This window comes from Aeromonas sp. s12, assembly GCF_040907925.1.
Lineage (GTDB): Bacteria > Pseudomonadota > Gammaproteobacteria > Enterobacterales > Aeromonadaceae > Aeromonas > Aeromonas veronii.
Genome location: NZ_JBFOCT010000003.1, coordinates 77,092 through 93,933 on the forward strand (window position 1 = coordinate 77,092; position 16,842 = coordinate 93,933).

Below are 16,842 nucleotides of genomic sequence, written 5' to 3' on the forward strand. Positions count from 1 at the left end.
CGTGATCGAATCGATTCAATAATTGCTAATCATTTGCATCTACATTGTTATCTAGCTGCATCGTTGGCAGGATTTCGCGGGGGATGGGCGTCATCAGGAGAGCCATTAGCGGAGAAGAAAATGAAGAGGAATATAAAGAAGCAGAAAAAAGATCGGCAGGATGGATCCGGCGGCATTATCTGACTGGATCCATTATCCCCAAGCTTTATCCATATTTATCCACACCCTTTGGCGGTAGAATCCGGCTTTGCGTTTCTTTGTCTGAAATCAGGATCCATTCCATGGCCAAACTCAATCTCGTCGTCGGCTCCATGCTGGGCGCCGCCGAATATGTCGCAGACCACGTCGCCAACCTGCTGGAACAGGCTGGCCACCAGACCCGGATCCACAACCCGGCCAAGCTGGCAGAGGTGCTGGATGATGCGGGATCCATCCTGCTGGTGGTCACTTCCACCCATGGTGCCGGGGATGTGCCCGACAACCTGCAACCCTTCGCCAAGGATCTTGCCGAGCAGCATCCGGATCTTAATTCATTGAAATATGGCGTGATCGCCCTTGGTGACAGCAGTTATGACACCTTTTGCCAGGGTGGCAAGACGCTGGATCGCCTGCTGGCCGAGTGCGGTGCCAGCCGGATCGGCGAGCGGCTCGACATCGATGTGACCCAACACGAGATCCCCGAAGATGCCGCAGAAGTGTGGATCCGCGACTGGATGACGATGATCGCCTGATCAGCGTGCGGGAGATCCTGAAAAAAAGCTTGATCTCCCCACTTATCCCCAGATCGACTATCCACCATGTTATTAACAGATTGATCCGGGGGAGTTGTTCTACAAGGTTACCCACAACGCCCAGGGGTAATGTGTATAACTACGGTGTAAAGCTCTGCAAAACCTATAGTTATCCATGTATTAGATCCAGACCGACAGACCTCTGTGTATAAAAGTCCTGGTTATCCCCTCGTTCACCGGGCCAGGATCCAAGCTTTTCCACAAGCTAGGATCGCCCTTAAATTAATGATCTTTATGATCAAAAAGTGCTTATCAACAGAAAGGGCGGATCCTAATAAGAGATCCAGTAAAAGATCGATCTAAAGATCCTTAAGATCTAATTAGTGGATCCTCCCTTCATACTGAACGTTAAGTAGACGTTCCCCTCAGGACGCGAAACAGATAGAATGTTCCGCCCTTTAGCCCAGGCAAATAAAGATCTTCAGGCGTGCAGATCAAGGTGATCCCAATGCAATACCATGAACAATTTGATGTGATCGTCGTCGGTGGCGGTCATGCCGGAACCGAAGCAGCAACAGCGGCAGCCCGTATGGGCATGAACACCCTGCTGCTGACCCACAATATCGATACGCTGGGACACATGTCCTGTAATCCGGCGATCGGCGGGATCGGCAAGGGACACCTGGTCAGGGAAGTTGACGCACTCGGCGGGATCATGGCGCGTGCCATCGATCTTGGCGGGATCCAGTTCCGCACCCTCAACTCCTCCAAGGGCCCGGCGGTAAGAGCCACTCGTGCCCAAGCGGATCGCCTGCTCTACAAGGCCGTCGTTCGCCAGATGCTGGAAAACTACCCGAACCTGAAGATCTTCCAGCAGGCCTGTGACGATCTGATCATGGACGGGGATCGTGTTGCCGGTGTGGTCACCCAGAGCGGGATCCGCATCAGCGGCAAGACTGTGGTGCTGACGGTCGGTACCTTCCTGAATGGTTTGATCCACATCGGGATGGAAAACTACAAGGGCGGTCGTGCCGGGGATCCTCCCTCGATCGCCTTGGCCCAGCGCCTGCGTGAACTGCCGCTGCGCATCGATCGCCTCAAGACGGGCACCCCGCCGCGCATAGATGCCCGCAGCGTCGATTTCTCTGTGATGCAGGCCCAGCACGGCGACGATCCGCGTCCGGTCTTCTCGTTTATCGGCGATGCCAGCCAGCATCCCCGTCAGGTGCCCTGCTACGTCACCCACACCAACGAGCGTACCCACGAGGTGATCCGCAATAACCTGGATCGCAGCCCCATGTACGCCGGGGTGATCGAGGGGATCGGCCCGCGCTACTGCCCGTCGATCGAAGACAAGATCACCCGTTTCGCCGACAAGACGGCGCACCAGATCTTCGTCGAGCCGGAAGGCCTGACCACCCACGAACTCTATCCGAACGGGATCTCCACCAGCCTGCCGTTTGACGTGCAGGTGCAGATCGTCCGTTCCGTGCGCGGCTTCGAGAACGCCCACATCACCCGCCCCGGCTATGCCATCGAATATGATTTCTTCGATCCGCGGGATCTCAAGGCCAACATGGAGAGCAAGTGCATTCCAAACCTGTTCTTCGCCGGCCAGATCAACGGCACGACCGGTTACGAAGAGGCGGCGGCACAAGGCCTGATGGCCGGCCTGAACGCGGCCCTGCGTGCCCAGGACAAGGATCCCTGGAACCCGCGTCGGGATCAGGCCTACATGGGCGTGATGATGGACGATCTCTCCACCCTGGGGACCCGCGAGCCTTACCGCATGTTCACCAGCCGCGCCGAATATCGCCTGCTGCTGCGGGAAGACAACGCCGATATCCGCCTGACTGCCATCGGTCGCGAACTGGGTCTGGTGGATGACGAGCGCTGGAGCAAATTCAACGCCAAGATGGAACAGGTTGAGCTGGAGCGTCAGCGCATGCGTTCAACCTGGATCCACCCGCAACACCCGTCACTGGAAGCGGTCAACGCTCTGGTCAACACCCCGCTGACCCGCGAACAGAGTCTGGAAGAGCTGCTGCGTCGCCCCGAGGTAACCTATGATGCGCTGATGGCCATCGAAGGTGTCGGCCCTTCCGTGACCGATCCTGCCGCGGCCGAACAGGTTGAAATCCAGATCAAGTACGCCGGTTACATCGAGCGTCAGCACGATGAAGTGGAAAAGCAGCTGCGCAACGAGAACACCCTGCTGCCGCTGGATCTGGACTATCGCGAGGTGAATGGCCTCTCCAACGAGGTGAAAGCCAAGCTGAACGATGCCAAGCCGCAGACCATTGGTCAGGCTTCCCGCATCTCCGGCATCACCCCGGCGGCCATCTCCATCCTGCTGGTTCACCTGAAAAAACACGGCCTGCTGCGTAAAACCGCCTGAGGATTCTTACCGTTGGAAAATATGCTGGAAAGATTGAACGGCCTGCTCAAGCAGGCCGAAATTGTTATCACCGATACCCAAAAGAGCCAACTGGTGCAGTTGGTCGAGTTGCTGCACAAGTGGAACAAGGCTTACAATCTCACCTCGGTGCGAGATCCGGACGCCATGCTGGTCAAGCATATCCTCGATAGCCTGGTGGTAAGCCCCCACTTGCACGGTGAGCGCTTCATCGACGTGGGGACAGGTCCCGGCCTGCCGGGATTGCCGCTGGCGATCATCAATCCGGACAAGCAGTTCGTCCTGCTCGACAGTCTGGGCAAGCGGATCAACTTCATCCGTCAGGTGATCCAGGAGCTGGGTCTGACCAATGTGACGCCGGTCAAATCCCGGGTTGAAGAGTATCAACCCGAGGTGGGATTTGATGGTGTACTGAGTCGGGCATTTGCCTCGCTGGAGGACATGCTGAGCTGGTGTCACCACCTGCCGTCAGAACAGGGCTGCTTCCTGGCACTCAAGGGACAATATCCCGAGCAGGAGCTGGCCCAGTTGCCTGCCAATATCCGTCTGGTAGCCTGTCATGAGTTGCGGGTGCCGGAGCTGGAAGGCGAACGTCATCTGCTGGAATTCAAACATATCCAGCCCGAATAGGGTCGCAGTTTCATTTAGGGGATCGTGTGGGAAAAGTCATCGCCATAGCCAACCAGAAGGGTGGAGTGGGTAAAACCACCACCTGTGTGAATCTGGCCGCCTCCATGGCTGCCACCCGGCGCAAGGTGCTGGTGATCGATCTGGATCCGCAGGGCAATGCCACCATGGGCAGCGGTGTCGACAAGTATGACGTCGAGCGCACCGCCTATGAGCTGCTGATCGAGGATGCCCCCATCAGCGAAGTGATCATCCCCGAAACCACCGGGGGCTATCACCTGATTGCCGCCAACGCCGACGTGACCGCGGCCGAAATCCGTCTGATGGAATTTTTCGCCCGCGAAATCCGCCTGCGCAATGCGCTGGCTTCGGTGCGGGACAAATACGACTACGTCTTCATCGACTGCCCGCCCTCTCTCAACATGCTGACCGTGAACGCCATGGCCGCCGCCGACTCCGTGCTGGTGCCCATGCAGTGCGAATATTACGCGCTGGAGGGGCTGACCGCCCTGGTCGACACCATCAGCAAGCTGGCCGCTGTGGTCAATCCGGATCTCAAGATCGAAGGGGTGCTGCGCACCATGTTCGATCACCGCAACCGGCTGGCTAATGATGTGTCCGATCAGCTAAAACAGCACTTTGGCGACAAAGTCTACCGCACCATCATTCCCCGCAACGTTAGACTGGCTGAGGCCCCGAGTTTCGGTGCCCCGGCCATGCACTATGACAAATCATCGGTGGGCGCCAAGGCCTACCTGGCACTGGCTGGCGAGATCCTGCGCCGCCAGGAGCAGGAACGTCAGGCGACCATCGCAGACCGAGAGAGCATATGACTCCGAAAAAACGTGGACTGGGCAAGGGGCTGGATGCCCTGCTCAGTACCAGCACGGCTGCCCGCCAGAAACAGGTGATGAGCGATCAACGTACTGAAGAGGCCATGGCCCCCACCAATCAGGGCGAGCTGCGCAAGCTGCCGGTGGAGTGGTTGCAGTCCGGCAAGTACCAGCCCCGCAAAGACATGTCCCAGGATGCACTGGAAGAGCTTGCCAACTCCATCCGCGCCCAGGGGGTGATCCAGCCCATCGTGGTACGCCCTCTCGGCGAACAATCCTTCGAAATCATTGCCGGTGAGCGGCGCTGGCGCGCGTCCCAGCTGGCGCGGCTTGAGGTGGTGCCCTGTATCGTCAAGGATGTACCCGACGAGGCTGCCGTCGCCATCGCGCTGATAGAGAATATTCAGCGGGAAGATCTCAATGCCATCGAAGAGGCGGTCGCTTTACAAAGACTGCTGACCGAATTCGAGCTCACCCACCAGCAGGTGGCCGAGGCGGTGGGCAAATCCCGCACCACGGTGACCAACCTGTTGCGTCTCAACCAGCTCAACGACGATGTGAAGCGTTTCGTCGAGCACGGCGACCTCGATATGGGCCATGCCCGTGCCCTGCTGGCCCTGAGCGGCCAGGCCCAGTCTGAACTGGCCAAGCTGGTTGCCCAGAAAGGGCTGACCGTGCGCGATACCGAGAAGCTGGTGCAAAAAGCGCTCGAACCGGCAAAAGCCAGGGTCGAACCGGCCCGTGATCCGCAGATCGGCTACCTGGAGCGCCAACTGGCAGAAAAAATTGGCAATCAGGTGCAACTTCAGCCTGGCAAGCGGGATAGCGGGAAGTTAGTAATAAGTTACGAGAATTTGTCCGATTTGGACCGTATATTGGGCTATTTTGGCGTGTCGGAATCGTGATTTTTACGCTTTTTGTAGTAATAAAACATCCATTCCTTTTGATATGACCATAACCCTGATTTGCCGCGGAAAGCCGCAAAAATTAAGGATTTTTGTCATATTGCAATAGCTGCCCTCAAGGGTATAATTTGACCGGCTTTAAGAGCTGTTAACATGGGGTCTTCGGATCCCGATTTTTTACAGTTCTGTAATGTTCAGGGGTAGGTTGGTGAAGCAGAAAATAGCCTTGGAAGGTTTGACACTGGCCTTGGTTATGCTCGTTTGTCAGCTCATCCTGATCCTGGCGATGAGTGCCGTCTGGTTTTACCTGACTGGTGCCAGCGCCGGTTATTCCGCCCTCTGCGGAGGGGGGATGTACTGGGTTCCTCAAGCCTTGTTTACTGTCTGGGTGCTGCGCCGCAAGGTGACAACCGAGAGTGTGGGCCTGGTTTTGCGGGACTTTTATGGTGGGGCAGGGATTAAGCTCATTTCTACAACAGGTCTATTCGCCCTGATGTTTGGTGCGGGAGTCGAGGTCGTTACCGTCTCGTTTTTCGCCACTTATATCCTCGCCCTCGTTGTACAGTGGATGGTTTCATTCACGCTTAACAACCACTATTAGGAAAACTCATGTCTGCAACCGGAGAAGTCCTGACTCCTCAGGGATATATCTCCCACCACCTGACCCACCTTCAAGTCGGGTCCGGGTTCTGGACGGTCAATATCGACTCAATGGTATTTTCCGTCGTGCTAGGCGCCCTGTTTATCCTGCTGTTCCGCAAAGTAGCCGTTAACGCTACCAGCGGGGTGCCGGGTAAGCTGCAGTGCTTTGTGGAGATGCTGGTCGAGTTTGTGAATGGTAACGTCAAAGACATCTTTCACGGTCGCAACAAGGTCATCGCACCTTTGGGGCTGACGGTGTTTGTGTGGATCTTCCTGATGAACTTCATGGATCTGATCCCCGTTGACTTTATCCCTCACGCTGCACAATTGATGGGTATTCCCTATCTGCGTGTGGTTCCCTCTGCTGACGTTAACATCACCATGTCCATGGCTTTGGGCGTGTTCTTCTTGATCCTGTATTACAGCATCAAGGTCAAGGGTATCGGCGGGTTTGTGAAGGAGCTGACGCTTCAGCCTTTCAACCACCCGGCGGCCATCCCGGTTAACCTCATCCTGGAAACTGTTACGCTGATTTCCAAACCTGTTTCTCTGGGTCTTCGACTGTTCGGCAACATGTATGCTGGCGAACTGATCTTTATCCTGATTGCTGGTTTGTTACCCTGGTGGTCACAGTGGATCCTGTCCGTGCCTTGGGCAATTTTCCACATCCTGATCATCACTTTGCAGGCATTCATTTTCATGGTTCTGACCATCGTCTATCTGTCGATGGCGCAGGAAGACCATGGTTGATGCAACTCAAATAATCCTTTTTATACAATCAATTACATCTAAATAACTGGAGATCCTCATGGAAAACTTGAACATGGACCTGCTGTACATCGCTGCTGCAATGATGATGGGTCTGGCTGCTATCGGCGCTTCCATCGGTATCGGTATCCTGGGTGGCAAGTTCCTGGAAGGTGCTGCTCGTCAACCGGATCTGATCCCTGTTCTGCGTACCCAGTTCTTCATCGTAATGGGTCTGGTGGATGCGATTCCGATGATCGCCGTTGGTCTGGGTCTGTACGTGATGTTTGCGGTTGCTGGCTAAGTCGTTACGACTCTCCAGGCATAACCCATTAACTAACTTAAGAGGACATCGGCTGTGAATATCAATGCCACCCTCCTCGGCCAAGCAATTGCTTTTTTCTTCTTCGTAGTGTTTTGCATGAAGTACGTATGGCCGCCGCTGATTGCTGCCATCGAAGCCCGTCAGAAAGCTATTGCTGACGGTCTCTCTTCTGCCGAACGTGCCAAGAAAGATCTGGATTTGGCCAAGGCCAACGCCACCGATCAGCTGAAAGAAGCCAAGCTGCAGGCTGCTGAAATCATTGAGCAGGCTAACAAACGTAAAGCCCAGATCATTGATGAAGCTGCCGCTGGTGCCCAGTCTGAGCGGGAAAAAATCCTGGCTCAGGGCCGTGCCGAGATCGAAGCTGAACGTCATCGTGCCAAAGAAGAACTGCGTAAGCAGGTTGCTGCTCTTGCCATTGCTGGTGCAGAGAAGATCCTGGCGCGTCAAATCGACCAGGCTGCCAACAGCGACATCGTCGACAAACTGGTAGCAGAACTGTAACGGGAACGGGGCTATGTCTGAACTGACTACAATCGCTCGCCCCTACGCCAAGGCTGCTTTCGAGTTTGCCGTTGAGCACAAGGCGGTTGACCAGTGGCTGGGTATGCTCGGTTTCGCTGCGCAAGTAGTGGAAAACGAGACCATGCACAACCTGGTAAACGGCTCTGTGGCCGCCGAAGAGCTGGCAACGCTGTTTGTCGGTGTCTGCGGTGAGCAACTCGACGTGCATGGCCAGAACCTGATCCGGGTGATGGCCGAGAATGGTCGCTTGGGTGTGCTGCCGGCGGTCGTTGCTGAATTTGTAGCGTTCAAAGCTGAACTGGATAAAGAGGTTCAGGCTGACGTGATTTCGGCGATCGAACTGACCGACCAGCAGAAAGCCAATATTCAGGCTTCTCTGGAACAACGTCTCGCGCGCAAAGTGAAGCTGAATTGCAGCATCGATGCGTCCTTGATGGCCGGGGTGCTCATCAAGGCCGGTGATCTGGTAATCGACGGCACAGTCCGCGGTAAGCTGGATCGCATGGCTGACGCGCTGCAATCTTGATTGGGGTATTAGAGCATGCAACTGAATTCCACTGAAATCGCCGAGCTGATCAAGCAGCGCATTGCGCAGTTTGATGTAAAGAGCGAAGCGCGTAACGAAGGTACCATCGTCTCTGTGAGCGACGGTATCATTCGTATTCACGGCCTGGCTGATGCCATGCAGGGTGAGATGATCGAGCTGCCGGGCAACCGCTACGCTCTGGCATTGAACCTGGAGCGTGACTCCGTCGGTGCGGTGATTATGGGTTCCTATGACGGTCTGTCAGAAGGAATGAAAGTAAAAGGTACTGGCCGTATTCTGGAAGTGCCGGTAGGTCGTGGTCTGTTGGGCCGGGTGTTGAACACCCTGGGTCAGCCGATCGACGGTAAAGGTCCGATCGACAACGACGGCTTCTCGCCGATCGAAGTGATCGCACCGGGCGTTATCGAGCGTAAGTCTGTTGACCAGCCGGTCCAGACCGGTCTGAAAGCCATCGATGCCATGATCCCTATCGGTCGTGGCCAGCGTGAGCTGATCATCGGTGACCGTCAGGTTGGTAAGACCGCCATCGCGATCGACACCATCATCAACCAGAAAGATTCCGGCATTAAGTGTGTCTACGTTGCGATTGGCCAGAAGGCCTCCACCATCGCCAACGTAGTGCGCAAGCTGGAAGAGCACGGTGCCCTGGCCAACACCATCGTGGTGGTTGCCTCTGCCTCCGAAGCGGCTGCTCTGCAGTACCTGGCTCCGTATGCCGGTTGCTCCATGGGTGAGTACTTCCGTGACCGCGGTGAAGACGCACTGATCATCTATGATGACCTGTCCAAGCAGGCCGTAGCTTATCGCCAGATCTCCCTGTTGCTGCGCCGTCCGCCAGGACGTGAAGCTTACCCGGGTGACGTTTTCTATCTGCACTCCCGTCTGCTGGAGCGTGCTGCTCGCGTTAACGCCGAGTACGTAGAGAAGTTCACCAAGGGTGAAGTGAAAGGCAAAACCGGTTCTTTAACCGCGCTGCCAATCATCGAAACCCAGGCAGGTGACGTATCTGCGTTCGTTCCGACCAACGTGATCTCCATCACCGATGGTCAGATCTTCCTGACTTCACAGCTGTTCAACTCCGGTATTCGTCCGGCGGTTGACCCGGGTATCTCTGTATCCCGTGTAGGTGGCGCTGCTCAGACCAAGATCGTCAAGAAGCTGTCCGGTGGTATCCGTACCGCGCTGGCCCAGTATCGCGAACTGGCGGCATTCGCCCAGTTCTCTTCCGATCTGGACGAGGCGACTCGCAAGCAGCTGGATCACGGTGTGAAAGTGACCGAGCTGATGAAGCAGAAGCAGTACTCTCCGCTGAGCGTGGCTCACCAGTCTCTGGTGCTGTTCGCCGCCGAGAAAGGCTATCTCTCCGATGTCGAGCTGAACAAGATCGTCGACTTCGAAGCCGCTCTGCTCTCTTACGCCAATACCCAGCATGCCGAGCTGATGGCTGAAATCAATGCCAAAGCCGACTACAACGACGCGATCGTTGGCAAGCTGACTGCGTTGCTGGATAGCTTCAAAGCAACCCAGACCTGGTAAGCGTGTGTGGCAGCGTGAGCTGCCACTTGATGGAGAGTAAGAGATGGCCGGCGCAAAAGAGATACGTAACAAGATCGGGAGTGTGAAAAACACTCAGAAGATCACCGGCGCTATGGAAATGGTGGCAGCAAGCAAAATGCGCCGTGCGCAGGAACGCATGTCTGCCAGCCGTCCGTACGCTGAAACCATGCGCAAGGTGATCGGCCATATCGCTCAGGGGAACTTGGAATACAAGCACCCCTACCTCATCGAACGTGAGGTCAAGCGAGTGGGTTACATCGTCGTCTCCACCGACCGTGGCCTGTGTGGTGGTCTGAACATCAACCTGTTCAAGGCTGCCCTCAATGATATGAAGCAATGGAGCGCGAAAGGTGCCAAGGTTGACCTGGCACTGATCGGTAACAAGGCCTCCAACTTCTTTGAACGGCACGGCGCCAAGGTTAAAGCTCATGTCGCAGGACTGGGCGATAGTCCGAGCGTCAATGACCTGATTGGTTCAGTCAAGGTCATGCTGAAGGCTTACGACAACGGTGAGATTGACAAGCTGTATCTGGTGTACAACAAGTTCGTCAACACCATGGTGCAGCAACCACGGGTCGATCAACTGCTGCCTTTGCCCGTAACTGAAGACAGCAAGCTCGCCAAGAAACACCACTGGGATTACCTCTATGAGCCGGATCCCAAGAAGCTGCTGGATACCCTGCTGGTTCGCTATGTCGAATCTCAGGTTTACCAGGGTGTAGTGGAAAACTTGGCAAGTGAACAGGCAGCCCGAATGGTTGCCATGCAAGCCGCGACTGACAACGCCGGTAACCTGATTAACGATCTGCAACTGGTATACAACAAGGCCCGTCAGGCCAGTATTACCCAGGAGCTGACAGAGATCGTATCCGGTGCTGCTGCGGTGTAAGGCAAGGGTTATCAAAGGTTTAGAGGATTTGACATGAGTAACGGTTTCATCGTCCAAATCATCGGCGCTGTTGTGGACATCGAGTTCCCGCAGAATGCCGTGCCCCAGGTGTACGATGCACTGAAGGTCGTTAGCGAAGGTCAAGGCCAGGGTCTGGTGCTGGAAGTTCAGCAACAGATCGGTGGCGGCGTCGTTCGTTGCATCACCATGGGCTCCTCCGACGGTCTGCGTCGTGGGTTGGAAGTAGTGAATAGCGGTAAATCCATCCAGGTTCCGGTCGGTACTGCGACTCTGGGTCGGATCATGAACGTACTGGGCGAGCCAATCGACGAAAAAGGTCCGATCGGTGAAGAAGAGTGCTGGTCTATCCACCGCGCTGCCCCCAGCTACGAAGATCAGTCCAACAGCAACGATCTGCTGGAAACAGGCATCAAGGTTATCGACCTGGTATGCCCGTTCGCCAAGGGTGGTAAAGTGGGTCTGTTCGGTGGTGCCGGTGTAGGCAAAACCGTAAACATGATGGAGCTGATCCGTAACATCGCGATCGAACACAGTGGTTATTCTGTGTTCGCCGGTGTAGGTGAGCGTACCCGTGAGGGTAACGACTTCTACCACGAGATGATGGAGTCCAACGTACTGGACAAAGTATCTCTGGTTTACGGTCAGATGAACGAGCCGCCCGGAAACCGTCTGCGCGTTGCGCTGACCGGCCTGACCATGGCCGAGAAGTTCCGTGACGAGGGTCGTGACGTGCTGTTCTTCGTGGACAACATCTACCGTTACACCCTGGCCGGTACCGAAGTATCCGCACTGCTGGGCCGTATGCCTTCCGCAGTAGGTTACCAGCCGACCCTGGCCGAGGAGATGGGTGTTCTGCAAGAACGTATCACCTCCACCAAGACCGGTTCCATCACCTCCGTACAGGCCGTTTACGTTCCTGCGGATGACTTGACTGACCCGTCTCCGGCGACCACCTTCGCCCACCTGGATGCGACCGTCGTACTGTCCCGTCAAATCGCGGCACTGGGTATCTACCCGGCCGTTGACCCGCTGGACTCTACCTCTCGTCAGCTGGATCCGCTGGTGGTTGGCAAAGAGCACTACGAGACCGCTCGTGGCGTTCAGACCGTACTGCAGCGCTACAAAGAGCTGAAGGACATCATCGCCATCCTGGGTATGGATGAACTGTCAGAAGAAGACAAACTGACCGTAGCCCGTGCCCGTAAGATCGAGCGTTTCCTGTCCCAGCCGTTCTTCGTAGCAGAAGTGTTTACCGGTTCTCCGGGTAAATACGTGCCGCTGAAAGAGACCATCCGTGGTTTCCAGGGCATCCTGAAAGGCGAGTATGACGATCTGCCCGAGCAGGCGTTCTACATGGTTGGCGGTATCGACGAAGTCGTCGAGAAATCCAAGAAACTGTAAGCCTCGACAGGAGGGCCCATGGCAGAGATGATCTCCTTTCACCTGGATGTGGTGAGCGCCGAAGGAAAACTGTTTTCCGGTCGCGTGCAAACTGCTCAGGTATCAGGCTCCGAAGGTGAGTTGGGTCTCCGCCACGGTCATGCTCCGTTGCTGACTGCCATCAAGCCGGGCCTGGTCCGCTTGGTGAAGCAGAACGGAACTGAAGAGGTGCTGTACATCTCCGGCGGTATGCTGGAAGTACAACCTGAATCCGTGACCGTGCTGGCGGACACTGCTATTCGTGCTGACGACTTGGATGAGGCGAAAGCCCAGGAAGCCAAGCGCGCAGCCGAAGAGCGGATCCACAGCTCCCATGGTGATATCGACTACGCCCAGGCCGCCACCGAGCTGGCCAAGGCGATGGCTCAACTGCGAGTCATCGATATCGTCAAAAAGAATTACCGCTAATAACGGTGATGTAAAAAGCGACCTTCGGGTCGCTTTTTTTTTACCCGTTGGATAGACTCCGCCGAGTATTTCCTCATGTTCCAAAGGTCAATTTATGTCCCTCAACGTCGTGATCCTGGCGGCGGGTAAAGGTACCCGCATGCGTTCTTCCCTGCCCAAGGTACTCCACCCGGTAGCCAACAAACCCATGGTTTCCCATGTGATCGATACTGCCCGTCAGGTTGGTGCCGAGCAGCTGCATCTGGTCTATGGCCACGGTGCCGAACTGCTGAAAGAGCGGATCGTGGCGGCCGATGTGAACTGGGTGCTGCAAGCGCAGCAGCTGGGAACTGGTCATGCCGTCGCCCAGGCGATCCCGTTCTGGAAGGATGAAGACGATGTGCTGGTGCTCTACGGCGATACCCCGCTGATCCAGCCCGAGACCCTGCAGCGCTTGCTCGCCGCCAAGGCTGAAAACGGGATGGCACTGCTGACCGTAGTGCTCGACAACCCGACCGGCTATGGCCGTATCGTCCGTGAAAACGGTCAGGTGGTCGGTATCGTCGAGCAGAAGGATGCCAATGCCGAACAGCTGGCGATCCGTGAGGTGAATACCGGCGTGCTGGTGGCCAATGGGGGCCAGTTGCGTCAATGGTTGTCTCGTCTCGACAACAAGAATGCCCAGGGTGAGTTCTATCTGACGGATGTGATCGCCATGGCTCACGGCGATAATTGCCCGATTGCCGCTGTGCATCCAGAGCGTGCCGCTGAAGTTGAAGGGGCCAACAATCGGGTGCAATTGGCCCAACTTGAGCGCAGCTATCAGCAGATGCAGGCCGAGAAACTGATGATTGCTGGTGCAACCATGATCGACCCCACACGCTTTGATTTGCGTGGGGTTTTGGAAATTGGTGAAGAGGTTGTTATTGATGCAAACGTCATCATTGAGGGCAAGGTGACTCTCGGCAATCATGTTCGTATCGGAGCCGGTTGCGTACTGAAAGATTGTGTCATTGGCGATCACACCGAGGTGAAACCCTACTCGGTTATCGAGGGTGCGCAGGTGGCAGATCAGTGCTCAGTGGGTCCGTTTACCCGCTTGCGTCCGGGGGCGGTTCTGGAGCAGGATGCGCACGTTGGCAACTTCGTCGAGATGAAGAAGGCCCGTCTTGGGGTTGGTTCCAAGTGCGGTCATCTGACCTATCTGGGTGATGCCGAGATCGGAGCCGGGGTGAATATCGGTGCCGGTACCATCACCTGCAACTACGACGGGGTCAACAAATTCCAGACCATCATCGAGGATGATGTATTCGTTGGTTCTGATACCCAACTAGTAGCGCCTGTTCGCATCGGCAAGGGGGCCACCCTGGGTGCCGGCTCTACTATTACCAAGGACGTGGGCGAACATGAACTCGTGATTACCCGGGTACCCCAGCGCCATATCAAGAACTGGGCTCGTCCGGTCAAGAAAACTGATAAGTGATATCAGTATGAAGGCGACCCATGAACAAGCGAATTATCAAGCTCGCAGATGCGAGCCACAGTCTGTTTTCCCGCTTTGTCGATTTGGTGGGAATTTCAGTCTCAATGGTGCTGCTCTCGCGGCACTTCGGTTTGTTTCATGGATTGGACGAGATGTCTCTGACCACGCTGGGCATGGTGGTCTTCTTTCTGGTTTCCCAGAATACCGGGCTTTATTGCAGCCGGGTTCGTAAATATTTGGCGCAGTCTCTGCTGCGCCTCATCTTCTCCTGGTTGGTAACAGCGACCCTGCTCTACCTGCTGGTCTATCTGGTTCCCCTCTTCAAACCTTACCACCCTTTCCCGCAGGAGCTGGCTGTGCTCTGGCTTGCCATGGCCTGCCTTATTTCCACCGGTTATCGGGTGCTGTACCGGCTGGTGACCCTCTGGTTCAGTCGCTCCTCCTGTTGTCGCCGCGTAGCCATTATCGGAGTCACGCCTGCCGGGTTGGCATTGGAGAAATCCCTGTGGGAGAGCCCGCGTCACGATATTCAGATGCTCGGTTTTTTCGATGCCCGTAGCGAAGAGCGTTTCGGTTACCCGACTCGCAGCCCCTTGCTGGGTGAGGTCGATGAACTGCTTGAGCTGGCTCGCAAAGGGCTGGTCGACGAAGTCTATCTGGCGCTGCCCCTGACTGCCCGGGAGCGCATCAATCACTACCTCTACGAACTCTCCGACACTACGGTCGATACTTATCTGGTACCTGATTTCTACGAGTACGGCCTGACCGTATCTCATATCGATCGGGTCGGCGATATCTATACCTTCAGCTTTTTCGATTCTCCGTTTGAAGGGGGGGCAGCCCTGCTCAAACGCATTGAAGATCTGGTTCTGGGCTCACTTATTTTGCTGCTCATCTCTCCGGTCATGGCGCTGGTGGCACTCGGGGTGCGTCTCTCTTCACCCGGACCTGTACTCTTCAAGCAGGATCGCTACGGTTTGGGGGGAAAACGGATACAGGTATGGAAATTCCGCTCCATGCGCGTCATGGAGAATGATGCCGTGGTGACTCAGGCTACCAGAGGCGATCCCAGAGTGACGCCATTCGGTGCATTCTTGCGTCGCACCTCGCTGGATGAGTTGCCACAATTTTTCAATGTAATTCAGGGCTCCATGTCGATCGTGGGACCGCGGCCCCATGCCGTGGCGCACAATGAGCAGTATCGTTCTCTGGTTGATCGCTACATGCTTCGCCACAAGGTAAAACCGGGGATTACGGGATTGGCCCAGATAAATGGATTTCGTGGCGAAACCGACACCCTCGACAAGATGGAGATGCGGGTCAAGTTCGATCTCAAGTACATCCAGTACTGGTCACTCTGGCTGGATTTAAAAATCATTTTCCTGACAGTATTCAAGGGGTTTGTCGGTGCATCCGCTTACTAGCCTCATTTGCGCCGGAGTGCTGCTCTCCCCCTCTCTTTCTGTCCATGCCGAGGTTTCTCCCGTATCCCATCAGGGGCCGCTTGGTCTGGAGATCCAGACCGATGTGGAGAATCGTTATGGTCACGACAGCAACCTATTGTGGCAGCGCGACAGTAGTCAGGCGATAGGCTCAGATTTCATCGGGATCACCCCGGAATTTCGCATGGTGGGCGAACGCGGTCTGGATCGCTATCAGTTCAGCTATCTGGGTGACTATCGTCGCTATGACAGCAGTCATGCCGATGACTATGCCGATCACCAATTCCAGTTTGACGGCAGCTGGCGTTTCTCCCTGCGCAACGCCTTCAAGCTGATGTACCAGTATCGGCTGGGCCATGAGGCGCGTGGCGAGGGGCTGACTGAAGGCTTTATGTTGCGGGGAGATATTTCTCCCTGTCCCAGCGACGCTGATGAGAAGGAAGGTCGTGCGCTCTGTGGTGATGGTACATTTGGCAGATTTCAGATAAATGAGCCGCTGCGGTTCAAACGCAGCGAAGTAGGTGGCCGTTACAGTTACGGCGCTCCCGATGCCAGAGGCAAGCTGGAGCTGGCGCTCTCCCACAAGGATCTGGGCTATCTCGACAAGCACCTCTACCAGCATGACTTTGAACGCTATATGGCCGAGCAGGAGTGGCAGGAGAACACCGCTATTGTCGAGCTGTTCGATCAGGTGAGTCATGTCAGCCGTTTTCGTTACACCCTGCAGACCAATCTGCGACGCTATCCGGCCAATCCGCGCAAGGATTCCGACGAATTTTTCCTTATCACAGGGGTGATGAGCCAGATGACCGGCAAGACCCGGATCGATGCCAATATCGGCGGGATCTACAAGCGTTTCGTCAACGATCCGCAGGCAGAGAGTTTCAAAGGGCTGAACTGGGATCTGCGTTTGGAGTGGCAACCGCTCGATTACAGCAAGCTCGCGCTGCTCTCCAGCCGGACCATTCGTGATCCGGGTGGTGACGGCGGCTATGTCAGCAGCCAGCTATATGGCGCCGAGTGGCAGCACCACTGGTCACCCGGAGTGGCGACCACGCTCTCTTATCACGATATCCGGGATGATTATCACCAGTCGGTGGTCTGTGGTAACGACAACCGCCACCGTCAGGACGACATCCATCGCTGGGGCATGGGCATCAGCTACGACATTCGTCCCTCCGTCAATCTGGGGCTCCACTACCTGCAGGCCGACTCCGGTTCCAGCTTTGCCGGGCAGCCCATCGACATCGGCGGCAATTGCTATGGCCGTGCCCTCGGTTACGACAAACAACAGCTTTCTCTTTCACTCAAGGTAGCCATTTAAC

17 protein-coding genes are annotated in these 16,842 nt (G+C 55.8%); all 17 read left to right on the forward strand.

What is annotated here, in order from left to right; genetic code table 11:
- The first annotated feature begins 281 nt into the window (after window positions 1–281).
- The 17 genes from mioC (at window position 282) to AB5Y67_RS00460 (ending at window position 16,841) form a co-directional block, all read left to right on the forward strand.
- On the forward strand, window positions 282–731 hold the full coding sequence (gene mioC, locus AB5Y67_RS00380) for an FMN-binding protein MioC (RefSeq protein WP_033138545.1): 450 nt from the start codon (window positions 282–284) through the stop codon (window positions 729–731).
- Between the two features lie 508 nt (window positions 732–1,239).
- Window positions 1,240–3,129: a tRNA uridine-5-carboxymethylaminomethyl(34) synthesis enzyme MnmG gene (gene mnmG / locus AB5Y67_RS00385; RefSeq protein ID WP_042063321.1), complete on the forward strand. Its 1,890-nt coding sequence runs from the start codon at window positions 1,240–1,242 to the stop codon at window positions 3,127–3,129.
- Between the two features lie 21 nt (window positions 3,130–3,150).
- A complete protein-coding gene (gene rsmG, locus AB5Y67_RS00390; protein WP_005339331.1) occupies window positions 3,151–3,777 on the forward strand; it encodes a 16S rRNA (guanine(527)-N(7))-methyltransferase RsmG in 627 nt (208 codons plus the stop codon).
- A 26-nt stretch (window positions 3,778–3,803) separates the two neighbouring features.
- A complete protein-coding gene (locus AB5Y67_RS00395; RefSeq protein WP_005342341.1) occupies window positions 3,804–4,607 on the forward strand; it encodes a ParA family protein in 804 nt (267 codons plus the stop codon).
- Window positions 4,604–5,512, forward strand: a complete 909-nt coding sequence (locus tag AB5Y67_RS00400; protein WP_005342343.1) for a ParB/RepB/Spo0J family partition protein — start codon at window positions 4,604–4,606, stop codon at window positions 5,510–5,512. Before AB5Y67_RS00395 ends, AB5Y67_RS00400 begins: the two co-directional genes overlap by 4 nt.
- 190 nt (window positions 5,513–5,702) lie before the next feature.
- A complete protein-coding gene (locus AB5Y67_RS00405; RefSeq protein ID WP_199415663.1) occupies window positions 5,703–6,113 on the forward strand; it encodes an ATP synthase subunit I in 411 nt (136 codons plus the stop codon).
- An 8-nt stretch (window positions 6,114–6,121) separates the two neighbouring features.
- Window positions 6,122–6,904: a F0F1 ATP synthase subunit A gene (gene atpB, locus AB5Y67_RS00410; RefSeq protein ID WP_005339335.1), complete on the forward strand. Its 783-nt coding sequence runs from the start codon at window positions 6,122–6,124 to the stop codon at window positions 6,902–6,904.
- A 58-nt stretch (window positions 6,905–6,962) separates the two neighbouring features.
- Window positions 6,963–7,205, forward strand: a complete 243-nt coding sequence (gene atpE, locus AB5Y67_RS00415; RefSeq protein ID WP_005307205.1) for a F0F1 ATP synthase subunit C — start codon at window positions 6,963–6,965, stop codon at window positions 7,203–7,205.
- 54 nt (window positions 7,206–7,259) lie between these two features.
- Window positions 7,260–7,730 carry a F0F1 ATP synthase subunit B gene (gene atpF / locus AB5Y67_RS00420; RefSeq protein WP_005339336.1) on the forward strand — a complete coding sequence of 157 codons (471 nt, stop codon included), beginning with the start codon at window positions 7,260–7,262 and terminating at the stop codon, window positions 7,728–7,730.
- A gap of 13 nt (window positions 7,731–7,743) precedes the next feature.
- Complete coding sequence (gene atpH, locus AB5Y67_RS00425) at window positions 7,744–8,277, forward strand: F0F1 ATP synthase subunit delta (RefSeq protein WP_005339341.1); 534 nt, start codon at window positions 7,744–7,746, stop codon at window positions 8,275–8,277.
- Window positions 8,278–8,292: 15 nt separating this feature from the next.
- Window positions 8,293–9,834, forward strand: a complete 1,542-nt coding sequence (atpA, locus tag AB5Y67_RS00430) for a F0F1 ATP synthase subunit alpha (protein WP_005339342.1) — start codon at window positions 8,293–8,295, stop codon at window positions 9,832–9,834.
- 43 nt (window positions 9,835–9,877) lie between these two features.
- Window positions 9,878–10,744, forward strand: coding sequence for a F0F1 ATP synthase subunit gamma (gene atpG / locus AB5Y67_RS00435; protein ID WP_005339343.1), 867 nt, complete (start codon window positions 9,878–9,880; stop codon window positions 10,742–10,744).
- 33 nt (window positions 10,745–10,777) lie between these two features.
- Window positions 10,778–12,166 carry a F0F1 ATP synthase subunit beta gene (atpD, locus tag AB5Y67_RS00440; RefSeq protein WP_005339344.1) on the forward strand — a complete coding sequence of 463 codons (1,389 nt, stop codon included), beginning with the start codon at window positions 10,778–10,780 and terminating at the stop codon, window positions 12,164–12,166.
- An 18-nt stretch (window positions 12,167–12,184) separates the two neighbouring features.
- Entirely contained in the window at window positions 12,185–12,613 is a 429-nt protein-coding gene (locus AB5Y67_RS00445; RefSeq protein ID WP_005342354.1) for a F0F1 ATP synthase subunit epsilon, read from the forward strand.
- A 94-nt stretch (window positions 12,614–12,707) separates the two neighbouring features.
- Window positions 12,708–14,075 carry a bifunctional UDP-N-acetylglucosamine diphosphorylase/glucosamine-1-phosphate N-acetyltransferase GlmU gene (gene glmU / locus AB5Y67_RS00450; RefSeq protein WP_199427997.1) on the forward strand — a complete coding sequence of 456 codons (1,368 nt, stop codon included), beginning with the start codon at window positions 12,708–12,710 and terminating at the stop codon, window positions 14,073–14,075.
- A 20-nt stretch (window positions 14,076–14,095) separates the two neighbouring features.
- Window positions 14,096–15,499: an undecaprenyl-phosphate glucose phosphotransferase gene (locus tag AB5Y67_RS00455; protein WP_199415661.1), complete on the forward strand. Its 1,404-nt coding sequence runs from the start codon at window positions 14,096–14,098 to the stop codon at window positions 15,497–15,499.
- Entirely contained in the window at window positions 15,483–16,841 is a 1,359-nt protein-coding gene (locus tag AB5Y67_RS00460; protein ID WP_148660639.1) for an outer membrane beta-barrel protein, read from the forward strand. Before AB5Y67_RS00455 ends, AB5Y67_RS00460 begins: the two co-directional genes overlap by 17 nt.
- Window position 16,842: the final 1 nt, after the last annotated feature.

Excerpts from the sequence above, each read along its gene's own strand:
- mioC (WP_033138545.1), top strand. The coding sequence starts at position 282 with ATGGCCAAACTCAATCTCGTCGTCGGCTCCATGCTGGGCGCCGCCGAA.
- mnmG (WP_042063321.1), top strand. The coding sequence starts at position 1,240 with ATGCAATACCATGAACAATTTGATGTGATCGTCGTCGGTGGCGGTCAT.
- rsmG (WP_005339331.1), top strand. The coding sequence starts at position 3,151 with ATGCTGGAAAGATTGAACGGCCTGCTCAAGCAGGCCGAAATTGTTATC.
- AB5Y67_RS00400 (WP_005342343.1), top strand. The coding sequence starts at position 4,604 with ATGACTCCGAAAAAACGTGGACTGGGCAAGGGGCTGGATGCCCTGCTC.
- AB5Y67_RS00405 (WP_199415663.1), top strand. The coding sequence starts at position 5,703 with ATGTTCAGGGGTAGGTTGGTGAAGCAGAAAATAGCCTTGGAAGGTTTG.
- atpB (WP_005339335.1), top strand. The coding sequence starts at position 6,122 with ATGTCTGCAACCGGAGAAGTCCTGACTCCTCAGGGATATATCTCCCAC.
- atpE (WP_005307205.1), top strand. The coding sequence starts at position 6,963 with ATGGAAAACTTGAACATGGACCTGCTGTACATCGCTGCTGCAATGATG.
- atpH (WP_005339341.1), top strand. The coding sequence starts at position 7,744 with ATGTCTGAACTGACTACAATCGCTCGCCCCTACGCCAAGGCTGCTTTC.
- atpA (WP_005339342.1), top strand. The coding sequence starts at position 8,293 with ATGCAACTGAATTCCACTGAAATCGCCGAGCTGATCAAGCAGCGCATT.
- atpG (WP_005339343.1), top strand. The coding sequence starts at position 9,878 with ATGGCCGGCGCAAAAGAGATACGTAACAAGATCGGGAGTGTGAAAAAC.
- atpD (WP_005339344.1), top strand. The coding sequence starts at position 10,778 with ATGAGTAACGGTTTCATCGTCCAAATCATCGGCGCTGTTGTGGACATC.
- AB5Y67_RS00445 (WP_005342354.1), top strand. The coding sequence starts at position 12,185 with ATGGCAGAGATGATCTCCTTTCACCTGGATGTGGTGAGCGCCGAAGGA.
- glmU (WP_199427997.1), top strand. The coding sequence starts at position 12,708 with ATGTCCCTCAACGTCGTGATCCTGGCGGCGGGTAAAGGTACCCGCATG.
- AB5Y67_RS00455 (WP_199415661.1), top strand. The coding sequence starts at position 14,096 with ATGAACAAGCGAATTATCAAGCTCGCAGATGCGAGCCACAGTCTGTTT.